Raw genomic sequence first — 14,019 nt, 5'->3', positions numbered from 1 at the left:
CCTCTCGCACCCCTTGCGCTATGGAGGAGAACCGATGACCAACCAGACCAGCGAGGCCCCGAACACCGGCACTGGCACCGGCACGCCGGAAGCCGTGGAGAAGGAACTCCTCGACTTCCTCCAGGGACACACCAACACCCCATGGGAGCCCGAGACCGACCTGTTCCGGACGGGCGGCCTCTCCTCCCTCTTCGCGATGCAGCTGGTCGTGCACCTGGAGAAGACCTACGGGGTGGCCATTCGCGGCGCCGATCTCAGGATGGACAACTTCCGCACCGCGCGGGTGATGGCGGCGCTGGTCTGCCGTCTGCGGGAGCCGCGCCAGGGCGGCCTCGATGGGTGACGTGGTCGCCGAGGCGGCTGCCCAGGTCTCCGCGGCGGTCGGCGACCGGGCCGGCGAGTGGGACCGCTCGGGGCTGCTGCCCCTGGAACTGCTCCGCGAACTCGGCGAGGCCGGCCGGCTGTGCGCCGAAGTGCCCGCCGAGTACGGCGGTTGGGGCCTGAGCAGCCTGCTCAGCGGCGAGTACACCGCCCACGTGGGGAGCCTGTGCAGCTCCCTGCGCAGTGTGATGACCTCACAGGGCATGGCCGCTTGGACGATCCAGCGGTTCGGCACGCCGCGGCAGCAGGCCGACTGGCTGCCCGGGCTGACCGGCGGCCGGCTCGCGGCGGTCGGGTTCAGCGAACCGGACGCGGGCAGCGACCTGGCGGCCATGGGCACCGTCATCCGCCGCGATGGAGACTCGGTCGTCATCGACGGTCGCAAGAAGTGGGTGACCGCCGCCCACTACGCGGACGTGCTGGTGATATTCGGACGCTACGCGGATGACACCGATGGGGACGCTGCCGCCGCCGTGCTCGTACCCGTCGACACCCCCGGCGTCGAGGTGCGGCGGATCGCCGACCCGCTCGGCTGCCGGGCGGCCGGCCACGCGGACATCGGCCTCGACGGGGTCCGGCTGCCCGCCGCCAGCGTGCTCGGCGGGTACGGGCTGCCCCTCCCGCTCCTGGTGACCACCGCCCTGGCCTACGGCCGGATGTCCGTGGCGTGGGGATGCGTGGGTATCCTGCGCGGCTGCCTGGAGGCGGCGACCCAACACGCGGCCACCCGCCAACAGTTCGGCAAGCCGATAGCCCAGCACCAGCTGGTCGCCCGGCACCTCGCCGAGCTGTATACGGCGGAGCAGGTGGCCACCAGGGTCTGCGAGCACGCCAGCCGCTGCTGGGACGAGGGGTCCCCGGACCAGGTGGTTGCCACCGTCCTGGCCAAGCGCGTCAGCTCCGCCCAGGCGGCAGCCGGCGCCTCGTCGGCCGTCCAGGTGCTGGCCTCCGCCGGATCGCGGGACGGCCATCCGGTGGCCCGCGCCCACCGGGACGCCAAGCTGATGGAGATCATCGAGGGCAGCACCGAGCTGTGCCAGGTGCTGCTGGCCGACCACGCCGTGTCCGCACGGAACCGCGCCGCGCCGGCCGCACCCGCATCCGCACCGGAGAGGCCGTCATGACCGCGACCGCACCGGGGAGGCCGTCGTGACCCCAACCGCGCCGGGGAGGCCGTCATGACCGCGACCGCCCCGGAGAAGCAGCGGTTGCCGACCGTAACTGCCCCTGAGGATCAGCGGTTGCCGAGCGCACCCGCCCCGACGAGGCCGCAGTGACCGCGCCCGAGACCCGCGAACCGCAGGGGGAGCCCATGAGCGACACCGCCGGCGAAGACCGGCCCGCGACCGTCAAATGCCTGGTCTGGGACCTGGACAACACCCTCTGGCAGGGCACCCTGCTGGAGGACGAGCAGGTGGTGACGGCCGACGAGGTACGCAAGGTCGTCATCGAGCTGGACTCCCGCGGCATCCTCCAGTCCGTGTCCAGCAAGAACGACCACGACCACGCCTGGGCCCGGCTGGAGGCCCTCGGCCTCGCCGAGTACTTCGTGCTGCCGCAGATCGGATGGGGCGTCAAGTCCGAAGCGGTGCGCCGCATCGCGGACCGGCTGAACTTCGCCCACTCGGCCATCGCCTTCATCGACGACCAGCCCGCCGAGCGCGCCGAGGTCGCCTTCCACCTGCCCGAGGTCCGCGGCTACCCGGCCGAGCAGGTGCTCGCGCTGCCGGACCTGCCCGAGTTCACGCCCGCGACGAGCACCGTGGACTCGCGGCGGCGCCGGGCGATGTACCAGGCGGGGTTCCGCCGGGAGGCGGAGCGCGCCGAGGCCGCCGGCCCCGACGAGGAGTTCCTGCGCTCCCTCGACATGGTGATGCGCATCGGCCGGGCGACGGGCGAGGAGCTGTCGCGGGTCGAGGAACTCACCCTGCGCACCAGCCAGATGAACGCCACCGGCGTCCACTACTCCGACGCGCGGCTGCGGAGCCTGCTCGCCGACCCGCACCACGAAGTGCTCGTCGTGACCCTCACCGACCGGTTCGGCCCGCACGGCGCGGTGGGCGTGCTCCTGCTGGAGCGGCACCCGCGGATGTGGCACCTCAAGCTGCTCGCCACCTCGTGCCGGGTCGTCTCCTACGGGGCCGGGGCGACGCTGCTGAACTGGCTGGCCGACGCGGCGGCCGGGGCGGGAGCGCACCTGGTCGCCGACTTCCGGGCCACCGACCGGAACCGGATGATGGAGATCGCCTACCGCTTCGCGGGCTTCGACGACCAGCCCTGCGACTGCCGCGCGGCGACGGCCGGTGCTGCGGAGACCGGGGCGAAGGCAGGGCTGGACACCGGGGCGGAGGCCGATGGCGCGGAGGGGGCCGGGGCGGCGGCCGAAGGGCTTCAGCGGCTGCACCTGGTGCCCGAGGCCCGCCCGGCGCCCACGACCATGCGGCTGGAGGCGCCGGTGCCCTTCGCCTGAGTTCGTCGTTCAGCCTCGGCCGTTCGTCGTTCGTCGTTCGTCCGACTCGTCCGACCCGCTGGTCCTGGTGCGTTCCCGGGACAGCGGGGCGGCCGTTCCGCACGCCTGGAGGTCCGACCGGCCGGATCCTCTACGCGCGTGGACTCCGTCGGCAATCGCGCGGTCTCCTGTACCTCCGGAAACCAGGACCGCATATTCCCCACGAGATTACTCACACACCATCAATAACCCTGAACGCAGAGCGTTTCGGATCAATGGGGATCATCGGCAGTGAACCAATCCATCTCGACACCGGCCTACAGGTATGGGATAGTCGCCTAGGTGGATCTTCTTGAACAGCGGTAGGCGCAATCGTGGGATTATGGGTTTACGAACGTGTATACCCAGAAAGCTGAACGCACCCCCTGATATCACGGAGGGTTATTCGCGACATCCTCCGTCCCCGCATTGTGGCAGGTCACAGCCCTTCTGAAGCGCGCTCGGGCAGGCCCGCGAATAAGCCTCAAGGAGCACGAGTTGCCCGTCTTTAGGCGCCTGATCTCGCCCGAGGGGCGCATCTGGGAGACAGCTGAAATCGTGGCTCGCGTATTCGACGCCACGGAACTTCTGGCACGCCGCGGCATCGAACCCGGTTCGCGGGTGATGATGAGCGGGGCCAATTCCCCGGAATGGGTCGTCGATTTGCTCGCACTCATTCATATCGACGCCTCGGTGGTCCTGGCCGACCATCGCGCCACCCCGTCACAGCGATCACGCATCCGCGCTCGGGCGCGCGTAGTGCTCGACATCGGCGACGGTACGGGCGACACCGCGGCACCACGGCCCGTACCGCGTACGACGGCCGTGCCCGGCACCGCGGCACCACAGTCCGTACCGCACACAGCGGCCTTGTCCGATGCCACAGCGGCCGTGCCCGACACCGCGGCCTGGGCGCGGCGCCAGGACGCTGCGATCTCCTGGTCATCGGGCACGACCGGCAGCCCGAAAGGCATTGTCCGCTCCGGTCGTTCGATTCTGGACAACCTTGCACTCAGTGCGGAACGAATGGAGTACCGGCCCGAGGATGTGTTCCTCCCCGTCCTGCCGTACTCCCATCAATACGGTCTGTCGCTGGTCCTCTGCTGGTGGCTGGGCGGCGGCACGCTGGTGGTCTACGGGCCGGCCACGCGCCTGGACCGCGCGCTCGCGGTCGGCCTGGACCACGGCCTCACCGTCGTGGACGGGGCGCCCTCGACCTACTACAGCCTGCTCAACGTGCTCGACCGCCGTCCCGCTCTCGCGGACGCGCTGAAGACGGTACGGGCCTGGTGCGTGGGCGGCGCGCCGCTGGGGCGCAACCTGGCGGCCCAGTTCCACGCCCGTATGGGCCGGCACCTGCTCGACGGCTACGGGGCGACCGAGGTGGGGAACATCGCGCTGGCGCCCCGTACCGATCCGGTCGGGTGCGGCACCCCGCTGCCCGGCGTGGTCGTCGAAGTCCACGACGACCGCGGCAGGCCGCTTCCCAGCGGCCGGGTCGGCGAACTCGTCGTGCACAGCGTCGGACTGATGACGGGTCACCTGGGCGATGACGGTGAGATCATCCCGGTCCCGGGCCCCGTGCACCGCACCGGCGACATCGGTCTGCTCGACGACGCCGGCCGTGTCCTGGTGGTCGGACGCAAGCACGCCGTGCACCGCGACGGCCACACGCTCTACCCCGACCACCTCGCCGAGCGGGCCGAGGCGGCCGGCGTGCGGACGGAGGTCGTCGCCGTCCCCGACGAGCGTCTGGGCTGTCATCTGGTGTTCGTGATCGCGGACCCGGACGGTCGCGAGCCCGCGCACTGGAAACGGGTGCTGCGCTCCGTGCTCGCCCGCTACGAGCAGCCCGACCGCATCGTCGTGCTTCCCGCGCTGCCCCTCACGAGCACCGGCAAGCCCGACCTGGCCGTTCTGGAGAAGATAGCCATGACCTCGCTACCCGCGGCGCACAACACGGCCGCCGACGCCACCGCGTCCGGCCCGCCCGTCGCCGCGACCGACTACCGCATCCCCTTCGCCGACCGCCTCGACGCGCTGCGCGCGGTGCGCCGGTACGTGGCCGACAACGAAGACGCGGTGCTGGGAATCCTCACCGAGATCTCCCCCCACCAGACCGCCGCCGCGGAGATCCGTTCGTTCCTCGCGGCCCTCGACGGGGCGGAGGAGGAGATCCGCCGGGAGCGGCCCGGCCGCGTGCCCCGGACCGCGGTCTTCATGCCCTCCAACATCCCGCTCTACTCCTACGCGCTCTACACGCTCGTGGCATCCCTCTACAGCGACCGGATCGCCTTCCGGCCGTCCTCCGAGATCAAAAGCCAGACGCAACGCCTGCACGCGCTGCTGGCACCGGTCCACGGTTTACCCGTCAAGATCTTCGAACTCAGCCAGCGCAAGTTCGTGACGGGGCCGGTGCGCGAGGCGGACCTCATCGTCTTCACCGGCAACTACGCCAATGCCGAGATCATCCGCGAAGGGCTGGCGGAGGACCAGCTCTTCCTCTTCTTCGGCCGCGGCATCAACCCCTTCGTGATCGCGCCCGACGCCGATCTCACGCGCGCCGCCCACGACGTCACGAACATCCGGCTCTACAACTCGGGCCAGGACTGCTTCGGTCCCGACGTCGTGTTCGCGCCGCGAGGCCGCACCGAGGAGTTCGTCGGCCTGCTGTCCGCGGAACTGAACTCGCTGCGCTTCGGGCAGAACACCGACCCGGCCGTCGACTACGGCCCGATCTACTACGACTCGGCGCTGGTGAACTGCTCGGACTACCTGGTGCGCCACGCGCGTCACATCCGGCACGGCGGGCGCATCGATCTGCCGTCCCGCAGGATCGAGCCGACCGTCCTGCTGTGGGACTTCGACGACAAGATCCCCCTCGACGAGATGTTCGCCCCGGTGTTCAACGTCGTGGCGTACCACAGCGCGCGGCGGCTGCGCGAACGGCTGTCGAGCCCCTTCTTCGGCGAACGCGCGCTGGGAGCGATGGTCTACGGAAACGATCCGGAGACCGTGAAAGTGCTGACGAAGCGTCACCAGACCTGCGTAGACCGCACATTGCTCGACGCCGAGGACGGCAACCGCCCGTTCGGCGGGTTCGGGATGATGGCGAACTACCGCTCCTACGGCGGCGAACGGCACGCCGAACCACTGCTCATGTCGCGGGCCGTGGCGCGGCATCTCCCGACGGCCGCCCCTGTCGCGGCGTGCGGGGAGTGCCCCAGATGAGCAAACGGTACGCCGATGCGTGGTCCGCGGTCGTCGGCCTGCTGGCGGCGAACGGGGTGGACACCTGCTTCGGGCTGCCCGGCGACGACCTGGAGCTGCTGCGCGCCCTCGACGCCGCCGGCCTGGACCTCGTGCCCTGCCGCGACCAGCGCAACGCGATGTACATGGCGACCGGCTACGCGCTGCAATCGGGCCGGCTCGCCGTCTGCGCACTGGGCAAGGGACCGGCTGTCACCCACGCGGCCACGGGGCTGCTCGAAGCGCGGGAGTCCGGCGCCCCGGTCCTCGTGCTCGCCGCCGGCGCACCCGAACGGCGCCGGGGCAGCGGCGGATTCCAGGAACTCGACCAAGTCGCCGTGGCAGCGCCCCTCGTGCGGTGGGCACACCGGGTGGGCCACCCCGAACGGGTCGTCCCCGCGACGGTGACGGCACTGACCCGAGCCATGGGGCCGCCGTCCGGACCCGTCTACCTGGAGGTGCCCGACGACGTCCGCACGGCGGAGATCCTCGTCACCGGACCGCGGCCGACACTGCCCGAACCACTGCTCGTCGAGCCCGCTCCCGTGGCACAGGGACCGGCGCTGGCGGCGATCCGCGCGAGCCGGCGGCCGGTCGTGCTGGTGGGCGGCGGAATGCGGCACCGCAACGACGGCGGTGCGGTCGAGCGCTTCGCCGAACGCCTCGGCGCGGCGCTGTTCACCACCGCCTCCGGCCGCGGCGCCGTCGACGAGCGCCACCCGCTGTTCTGCGGCGTGGCGGGCCTCTACGCCGGGGCCCCCGCCCGTGACCTGTGGTCGTCCTGCGACCTGGTGGTGTCCCTCGCCGGGCGGCTTGAGGAGACGGTAGTCGAAGGCGGAACGCCGTGGCCCGCGGTCGCGGTGGTGCAGGTCAACATCGATCCGGCCGGACTGTCGGCCGAGTTCGCGGGCCCGCGCGTGCTCGGAGACGCCCGGCACGCCGTGCTCGCCTGGTCACGGGCGCTGGACGAGGACCGCGAGGCCGAGCACGCGGACACGGACGCGGACTCGGACACGGACGCGGACACGGACACGGACACGGACACGGACGCGGACACGGACGCGGACACGGACGCGACCAAGGCGTGGGCGAACGAGATCGCCGTCGCCCGCCACGCCATGTCGCGCGACGTCGAAGCGGAACTGGCCCGCGCGGCGGCGCTGCCGGAAATCCGCGTCGCCGAGCTGCTCGCCGCCCTCGACGCCACCTCCGGCGAGCCCCGCGTGCTGGTCCAGGAGAACGGGTTGCAGGACATGTGGTCCTACGGCTTCCCCTTCCACACCGGCGGCGGGTCCATCGTGCCGTCGGAGCAGACCCCCTTGGGCTTCGGAGCGGCCGCGGCCATCGGCGTCAAACGGGCCGCCCCGGACCACGAGGTCACCGCGTTCATCGGGGACGGAGCGTTCCTCGCGGCCCGCGCGGACATCGCCGTCGCCGCTCCGGCCCACGGCGGCGTCCTGTACGTGGTGCTGTGCAACGGCGGCTACGGCTGGCTCGACGCCCAGCGCGCCCGCCTCGGCCTCGACGCCGAGCGCTACCCCTTCACCCGCCCGGGCGCGCAGCCGCCCGCGGTGGACGGGCCGGACATCCACTGCCGAGTGCTGCGCGACAAGGCCGCGCTGACCGAGGAGATCCTCGCCGCACGACGGTTCTGCGCCCAGGGAGGCACAGCCGTGCTCATGGTGCCGGTCGCCCCCGACGACATCCTCCCGGCCCTCCACGACGCCGAGGTGGTCCCCCAGTGACGGAGCGGGACGACGCCGGGCGCGGCCGGGCCCGGCGCCGGGTGATGGTCACCGGGTACGGGGCCGTGACGCCGCTGGGCCACAGCGCCCACGAGACATGGACGGCGATGCTGGCCGGGCGCAGCGGCATCGCCACCGTGGACGCGATCGACGTGACCGGTCTCGGAGTCCGGATCGGCGGCCAGGTCCGCGGATTCACGCCCGGCCGCTACATGCCCCCGACGGTCAGCCGCCGCGCCGACCCGTACGCGCAGTACGCCCTCGCCGCGGCGCTGGAGGCCCGCGAGCACGCTGGACTCGTCGTCGACGACCGGCTGGCGCCCCGGGTCGCCGTGATCATCGGCAGCGGCTACGGCCCCGTAGGGTCGATCTACCGCGCCGCGAACACCCTGCGCGACAAAGGGGCCCGGGCCATCGGCCCGTTCACCCAGGTCACGACCGCCATGGACAGCGCTGTCGGCGAGATCAGCATGCGGCTCGGCACCCAGGGGCCCAGCCGCGCCCAGAGCACGGCGTGCGCCAGCGGCGCCGACGCGGTGGGCGCGGGGATGCGCATGATCAGCCACGGGGAGGCGGACATCGTCATCGCCGGCGGCGCCGACGCCTGCGTCACCGCCGTCGACCTCGCGGGCAGCGGCAACGCCCGCGCCCTGTCCAAACGCAACGACGACCCGACCGCGGCGTGCCGGCCGTTCGACGCGCACCGCGACGGGTTCGTGATGAGCGAGGGAGCCGCCGTGCTGGTGCTGGAGGCCGCCGAGACAGCGGACGGACGAGGGGCGACGGCCTTGGCCGAACTCACGGGATACGGGGCCAGTTCCGACGCCCACCACTGGACCGCCCCGCACCCGGAGGGGCGGGGCGCGTGCCTCGCCGTCGAGGCGGCGCTGCGCGACGCGGGGATAACGGGGTCGGACGTGGACTACGTCAACGCGCACGGCACGGGAACGTTGCTGAACGACGTCACCGAGGCGGCCGTCCTGCGCAAGGTGCTCGGTGATCACGTCACCCGGATCCCGGTCAGCTCCACCAAGTCGATGACCGGGCACATGATCGGCGCCGCCGGGGCGGTCGAGCTCGTGGCCTCGATCCAGGCCCTGCGCACCGGTGACGTCCCGCCGACCATCAACTGCGACGAGCCGATCGACCCGGACATCAACTTCGTGCCGCACCGGACGCAGCACCACGAGCGCCTGCGCATCGCTCTCAGCAATTCGTTCGGCTTCGGCGGCCACAACGCCGCTCTCGTGGTCCGGGCAGTATGAGGTCCCGGCCGTGAAACACCTTCAGCAACCGGCCCCGAGCCCCGCCGCCACCGTCACCCGCAGCGGGCCGCTGACCTGGGTCCAGCAGTGGCACTGGTTCGAACGCACCATCCCCTCACCACGGCGGGTGAACCCGACGCCGCTCGCCGACCACTGCCGCATCCCGCCCCCGGCGACCGTCGCCGACGTCCTCGCGGCGCTCGCGTCCCTCACCGCCCGCCATGAGGCGCTGCGCACCACCGTCGACCCGCTCCGCCCGGTACAGCACGTCCACCGCCCGGACTGGGCACCACTGCCGGTCGACTACGTCGACGTGCCCGCCGTCGACGCCGACACCCTGGAAGCCGCCACGGCGGCGCTCGCCGCCCGCCCGATCGATCCCGAGCGAAACCCGCCCTGGCTCGCCAGAGTGCTGCTGGAGGCAGGGAAGCCGCGAGCGGTCCTGGTGGCCGTCCACCACGTACTGATCGACGGATGGGGCCTCGCGGTACTGATCGACCAGCTCCACGACGAGCTGCGCGGCGGCGACCCGCCGGCGGAGGCGGCCACGCACCCGCTCGACACGGTCACCGCCCAGCCTTCGGAACGCGTTCGCGCGGCGGAGCGCGAGTGGCTCACGCGCCTGGGGAGCAACCCGAGCGGCGTGCTGGCCCCGTTCGGCGGGAGCGACGACGGCGACGGGCGCCACCGCCTCCAGCACCGCTCCGTACGCGCGTACGGCGACCTCGACCGCGTCGCCCGGCGCCATCGGGTCAGCCCGGAGACCGTGGTGCTCGCGGCGCTGGCCCACGACGTCGCCACCCGCACCGGCGAACACCGGTTCCTCGCGTCCGTGGTGGTCTCCAACCGGGCCCGGGCCGCTCTGCGGAGCAGCATCGGCGTCCGGGCCCTGACGGTTCCCGTACAGATCGACCTCCGCCCCGGCGCGGCGTTCGGCGAGGTGGCCGCTTCGGTCGCCGCCGCCTCCGCCGCGGCCTACCGGCACGGTCAGTGGCGCCCCGCGGAGCTGGTCGCCGCCCAGGCCCGCATGGACCGCCGCCGCGGCGTCGTGACCGTACCGACCATCGAGTACAACTGCTACTCATGGCCGCGCGACTACCTGGTCCCCGTGCCCAACACCCCGCCGGACGGGTCCGCCGCCTGGATCAGCAGCGCGCCCGACGAGCCCTGCGACACGCTTTACGTCGACCTCAGCCGCGACGCGGGGGTCGTCACCCTCGACGTCACCGTCGGGGACCACCTGCTCGACGCCGGGCAGGCCCTGGCGCTGCCCACCCGTCTGTGCGACCTCCTGCGCGCGCTCGCCGACGGCGCCGAGTGCCCGGTTCCGGCCCGCCCGCTCACACCAGCCGCCCCCGGATGGTGGCGCGCCCCGCAGGGATGGGTGTGCCTGGCCAAGGTCGAGGACGTGGTGCGCGGCCATCCCGGGGTGCTCGACGCGACCGTGTCACCCAGCGGGGGCGACGCGGGGGAGGGTGGCGACACGGGGGAGGGCGGCGAACCGCACCTCGTCGTGCACGCCCGTACCGCCCCTGATGTCACCCCCGGCGACCTGCACCGCCACGTCCTGGACCACCTCGGAGAGGTGCCCGGCATCGTGGCACCCGGCCGCTACGTCCTGTCCCCGGCCGGCCGCGAACCCGGCCCTCGCTCCGACCGGTCCCGCACCGCGACCGGCGGCACGGAAGCCTGGCAGGTCCCGTCGCGCCCGCCCGCGACGGACGCCGAACGGGCCCTGGCCGCCGCTGTGGCCGCCGCCGGCTTCGGCGGACCGCCGGCCGGCCCCATCGGCAGCCCTGACGCCGTGGACATGAACCGCTGCCTCGCCGACCACGGAGTCACCCTGGTCGCCGTCCCCCGTCTGCTGGCGCTGCTCCACCGGTCCGGCTTCACCGGGATCGCCTCGGACGAACTGGCCGGAACGGCCTCGCTCGGCCACCTCGCCGCGGCCCTGGAGCCCGCACCGCCCCGCGCCCCTCGTGGAGGAGAAACCTCACCATGACCGCGTCCCACGCCGCCCCCGCACCGTCCGTGGACCGCCTGGCCCCGTGGGCCTTCGGCGAGTTCGTCGAGGCGAACACCCATGACACGGCATACCGTCCGCCGGTGGTGGACGGCCCCGTCGGGCCCACCATCGTCCGCGACGGCCGCGAGCTGGTGAACTTCGCGAGCATCAGCTTTCTCGATCTGGAGCGCCACGTCCCGGTACGACGCCATTTCGCCGAGGGGGCGCTCGCCCACGGCCTGAGCACCAGCGGATCGAGGATGACCCAGGGGATCTGCCGCCCGCACCACGTGCTGGAAGAGACGATCGCCCGCCACACCGGCAAGGAACGAGCCATCAGCTTCGCCACGGGGCTGCTGGCCAACATCGGGTTCGTCCACGCCATGAGCAGTTCCGCGCACTTCGACACCGGGATCGAGGTACGTAACCACGACACCGTCTTCGTCGTCGACCGCGACGTCCACTGGAGCATCTGGAAAGGCCTCGAAGGGCTCGGTTACGGCCGCAAGGTCCACGCGTTCCGGCACAACGACGTCGCCGACCTGGCACGCGTCCTGGGCCGGGTCCGTACCCGCAAGACCGTCGTGATCGCCGAGAGCCTCTATTCGGCCGACGGCACCATGGGGCCGATCGCGGAAATCCTCGACGAGTGCGACCGGCACGGTGCCATCAGCATGATCGACGACGCGAACGGCTTCATGGTCTACGGGCCCGAGAACCGTCCGTACGCCCGGGAGGCCGCCGCGATCCGGGAACGGGCCGACTTCGTCATGGTGTCGCTGTCGAAAGCCGTCGGTCTGGAAGGCGGCGCGATCGCCGGGCCGGCGGACGCCGTCGACGCCTTCGAACTGCTCTCCGGCACCTCGATGTTCACGGCCGCCATCCAGCCGCCCACCGCCTACACCGCCAAGCGCACCATCGACGCCCTCGCCGCGAAACCGGAGATCGTCGACGACTACCTGGCGCACGCCGCCCGCCTGCGCCGGCAGATGCACGAGGCCGGCACGCCGACGCTGCCGACCGAGTCGTACATGCTCTCGGTGCCGATCGGGAAGGACGCCGCCGCCCTCCAGATGCGGGAATGGTTCGTCGAGGACGGCTACCTCGTGCCCGTCTTCTCCTACCCGGCCGTCACCCGCAACCAGGCGCTGCTGCGCCTGTTCCCGCACGCGGGCCACACCGAGGAGCAGATGGACGGCTTCCTCCGCACCCTCGTCACCTACCGACGGCGCCTCGGACTCTGACGCCACCCACCGGGTTCGCCACACCGACCGACAACCGATGACCGACCGGCACGACCGACTGACCGGCATGACCGACCGGGCCGGACCGCTGACCGTGGCAGAGATCCCTCGGTGGGACACACGCGGCGGTCGGCTCATGCCAACTCCCCACCCCGAGAAGGAGACCCGTGGTGAGCAACACCGACATCCTCAACGCCGTCGCCGAGATCGTCGAAGAGATCGCTGGCGTCGACTCGGCCGAGGTGACCACCGAGAAGTCCTTCGCCGACGATCTCGACATCGACTCGCTGCTGATGGTGGAGATCACCGTGCAGGTCGAGGACAGCTTCGAGGTGAGGATCCCCGACGACCAGGTCGCGGGGTTGAGAACCGTCGGAGACGTGGTGAGCTACATCGCCGACCACCGGTGACCGCTGCCGGACGGCCCGGCCGCGGCCCCGCTCGGCTCGTACCGGCCGCCGTCGGCCGGACACCGGTCCCGGCCGTGTGCGAGACACGATGCGCCCGGCGTGCGAACGATCGACTGGGACTCGATCAGTCACCACAGGATCGGTCCCCCGCACCGAACAAGACTCACGTCGGGAGATGTGCCGTGCACAGAACGGTTCCCCAGAGAGGCAGGCGGTCATGAGCGTCCTCGATCGCTTCCGGCTCGACGGCCGCGTCGCCATCGTCACCGGAGCGTCCTCCGGGCTGGGCGTCGCCTTCGCCACCGCGCTGGCCGAGGCCGGCGCCGACGTCGTGCTCGGGGCGCGGCGCGCCGAGCTGCTGGAGGCGACGCGCACGGCCGTCGAGAAGCTCGGCCGCCGGGCCGTCGCGGTGCGAACCGACGTCGCCGAGCCGGAGGACTGCCGCGCACTGGTCGACGCGGCCGTGCACGCGTTCGGGCGGGTTGACATCCTCGTCAACAACGCCGGGATCAGCAGTGAACAACCCGCGACGGAGGAGACGCCGGAACAGTTCCGCGAGGTCATCGACGTCAACCTCAACGGCTCCTATTGGATGGCCCAGGCCGCGGGCGCGGTGATGGGGCCCGGCAGCGCCATCGTCAACGTCTCCAGCATCCTCGCGCTGGTCACGGGCGGGCTGCCGCAGGCCGCCTACTCGGCGTCGAAGGCCGGGCTCCTCGGGCTCACCCGCGATCTCGCCCAGCAGTGGACCCCTGACAAGGGCATCCGCGTGAACGCCCTCGCGCCGGGCCTCTTCACCTCCGCGATGACCGACGGCTACGCCGAGGGCTACCTGGAGGCGGTGATGCCGCGGGTGCTCTCGGGCCGCATCGGACAGCCTGAGGAACTCGCCGCGGCTCTGGTCTTCCTCGTCTCCGACGCGGCGTCCTACATCACCGGGACCACCCTGACGGTCGACGGGGGCACGCACATCGCATAGCGCTACGCGGCGCGGAACCGGCCGGCAACGGCTGACATTCCCCACCACCACAGCTCCAGTGACGCAGGCAGCCCGATCACTGGTGAGAGAGCACCCCGCGGCTGCGATCTCCTCCGGCCGAGCAGCGCGACCCACCGGAATCCGCGAGTGGATGTGTTGATGTTGTCGATCAGTGAGCGATGCGGTCATGTCCGTTCGGAGCCGAATCCGGCGGGCCTTTCGCGCGGGACCGATCCACCCGGTGGCCCGGGGA

General features: G+C 72.0%; 10 protein-coding genes and 1 pseudogene. 10 read left to right on the top strand and 1 reads right to left on the bottom strand.

Annotated features, from left to right (window positions below; all coding sequences use genetic code 11):
• The first annotated feature begins 34 nt into the window (after positions 1-34).
• The 10 genes from AB0I22_RS33995 to AB0I22_RS33950 all read left to right on the top strand — a co-directional run bounded on the left by AB0I22_RS33995 (position 35) and on the right by AB0I22_RS33950 (position 13,766).
• Positions 35-343 (top strand): acyl carrier protein, encoded by a 309-nt coding sequence (locus tag AB0I22_RS33995; RefSeq protein ID WP_363134860.1) that lies wholly within the window; start codon positions 35-37, stop codon positions 341-343.
• Positions 336-1,505 carry an acyl-CoA dehydrogenase family protein gene (locus tag AB0I22_RS33990; protein ID WP_363134859.1) on the top strand — a complete coding sequence of 390 codons (1,170 nt, stop codon included), beginning with the start codon at positions 336-338 and terminating at the stop codon, positions 1,503-1,505. Before AB0I22_RS33995 ends, AB0I22_RS33990 begins: the two co-directional genes overlap by 8 nt.
• A 188-nt stretch (positions 1,506-1,693) precedes the next feature.
• On the top strand, positions 1,694-2,851 hold the full coding sequence (locus AB0I22_RS33985) for an HAD-IIIC family phosphatase (RefSeq protein WP_363134858.1): 1,158 nt from the start codon (positions 1,694-1,696) through the stop codon (positions 2,849-2,851).
• 576 nt (positions 2,852-3,427) lie between these two features.
• A complete protein-coding gene (locus AB0I22_RS33980; protein ID WP_363134857.1) occupies positions 3,428-6,100 on the top strand; it encodes an aldehyde dehydrogenase family protein in 2,673 nt (890 codons plus the stop codon).
• Complete coding sequence (locus AB0I22_RS33975) at positions 6,097-7,863, top strand: thiamine pyrophosphate-binding protein (protein ID WP_363134856.1); 1,767 nt, start codon at positions 6,097-6,099, stop codon at positions 7,861-7,863. The genes AB0I22_RS33980 and AB0I22_RS33975 overlap by 4 nt, the downstream gene beginning before the upstream one ends.
• Positions 7,860-9,128, top strand: a complete 1,269-nt coding sequence (gene fabF / locus AB0I22_RS33970) for a beta-ketoacyl-ACP synthase II (protein WP_363134855.1) — start codon at positions 7,860-7,862, stop codon at positions 9,126-9,128. The genes AB0I22_RS33975 and fabF overlap by 4 nt, the downstream gene beginning before the upstream one ends.
• A 10-nt stretch (positions 9,129-9,138) precedes the next feature.
• Entirely contained in the window at positions 9,139-11,130 is a 1,992-nt protein-coding gene (locus AB0I22_RS33965) for a condensation domain-containing protein (protein ID WP_363134854.1), read from the top strand.
• Entirely contained in the window at positions 11,127-12,377 is a 1,251-nt protein-coding gene (locus AB0I22_RS33960; RefSeq protein ID WP_363134853.1) for an aminotransferase class I/II-fold pyridoxal phosphate-dependent enzyme, read from the top strand. The genes AB0I22_RS33965 and AB0I22_RS33960 overlap by 4 nt, the downstream gene beginning before the upstream one ends.
• Before the next feature lie 167 nt (positions 12,378-12,544).
• The gene (locus AB0I22_RS33955) at positions 12,545-12,787 is read left to right on the top strand and encodes an acyl carrier protein (RefSeq protein ID WP_363134852.1); all 243 of its coding nucleotides are present in this window, start codon (positions 12,545-12,547) and stop codon (positions 12,785-12,787) included.
• Positions 12,788-13,004: 217 nt separating this feature from the next.
• Positions 13,005-13,766, top strand: coding sequence for a glucose 1-dehydrogenase (locus tag AB0I22_RS33950; RefSeq protein ID WP_363134851.1), 762 nt, complete (start codon positions 13,005-13,007; stop codon positions 13,764-13,766).
• Between the two features lie 54 nt (positions 13,767-13,820).
• On the opposite strand, the pseudogene AB0I22_RS33945 reads toward AB0I22_RS33950, so the two are convergent.
• A pseudogene (locus tag AB0I22_RS33945) lies at positions 13,821-13,955 on the bottom strand (SDR family oxidoreductase); the annotation flags it as partial.
• Between the last annotated feature and the right edge of the window lie 64 nt (positions 13,956-14,019).

The sequence above is a fragment of the Streptomyces sp. NPDC050610 genome, from assembly GCF_040654875.1.
Classification (GTDB): domain Bacteria; phylum Actinomycetota; class Actinomycetes; order Streptomycetales; family Streptomycetaceae; genus Streptomyces.
This window is presented reverse-complemented; position numbering and strand designations above follow the sequence as displayed.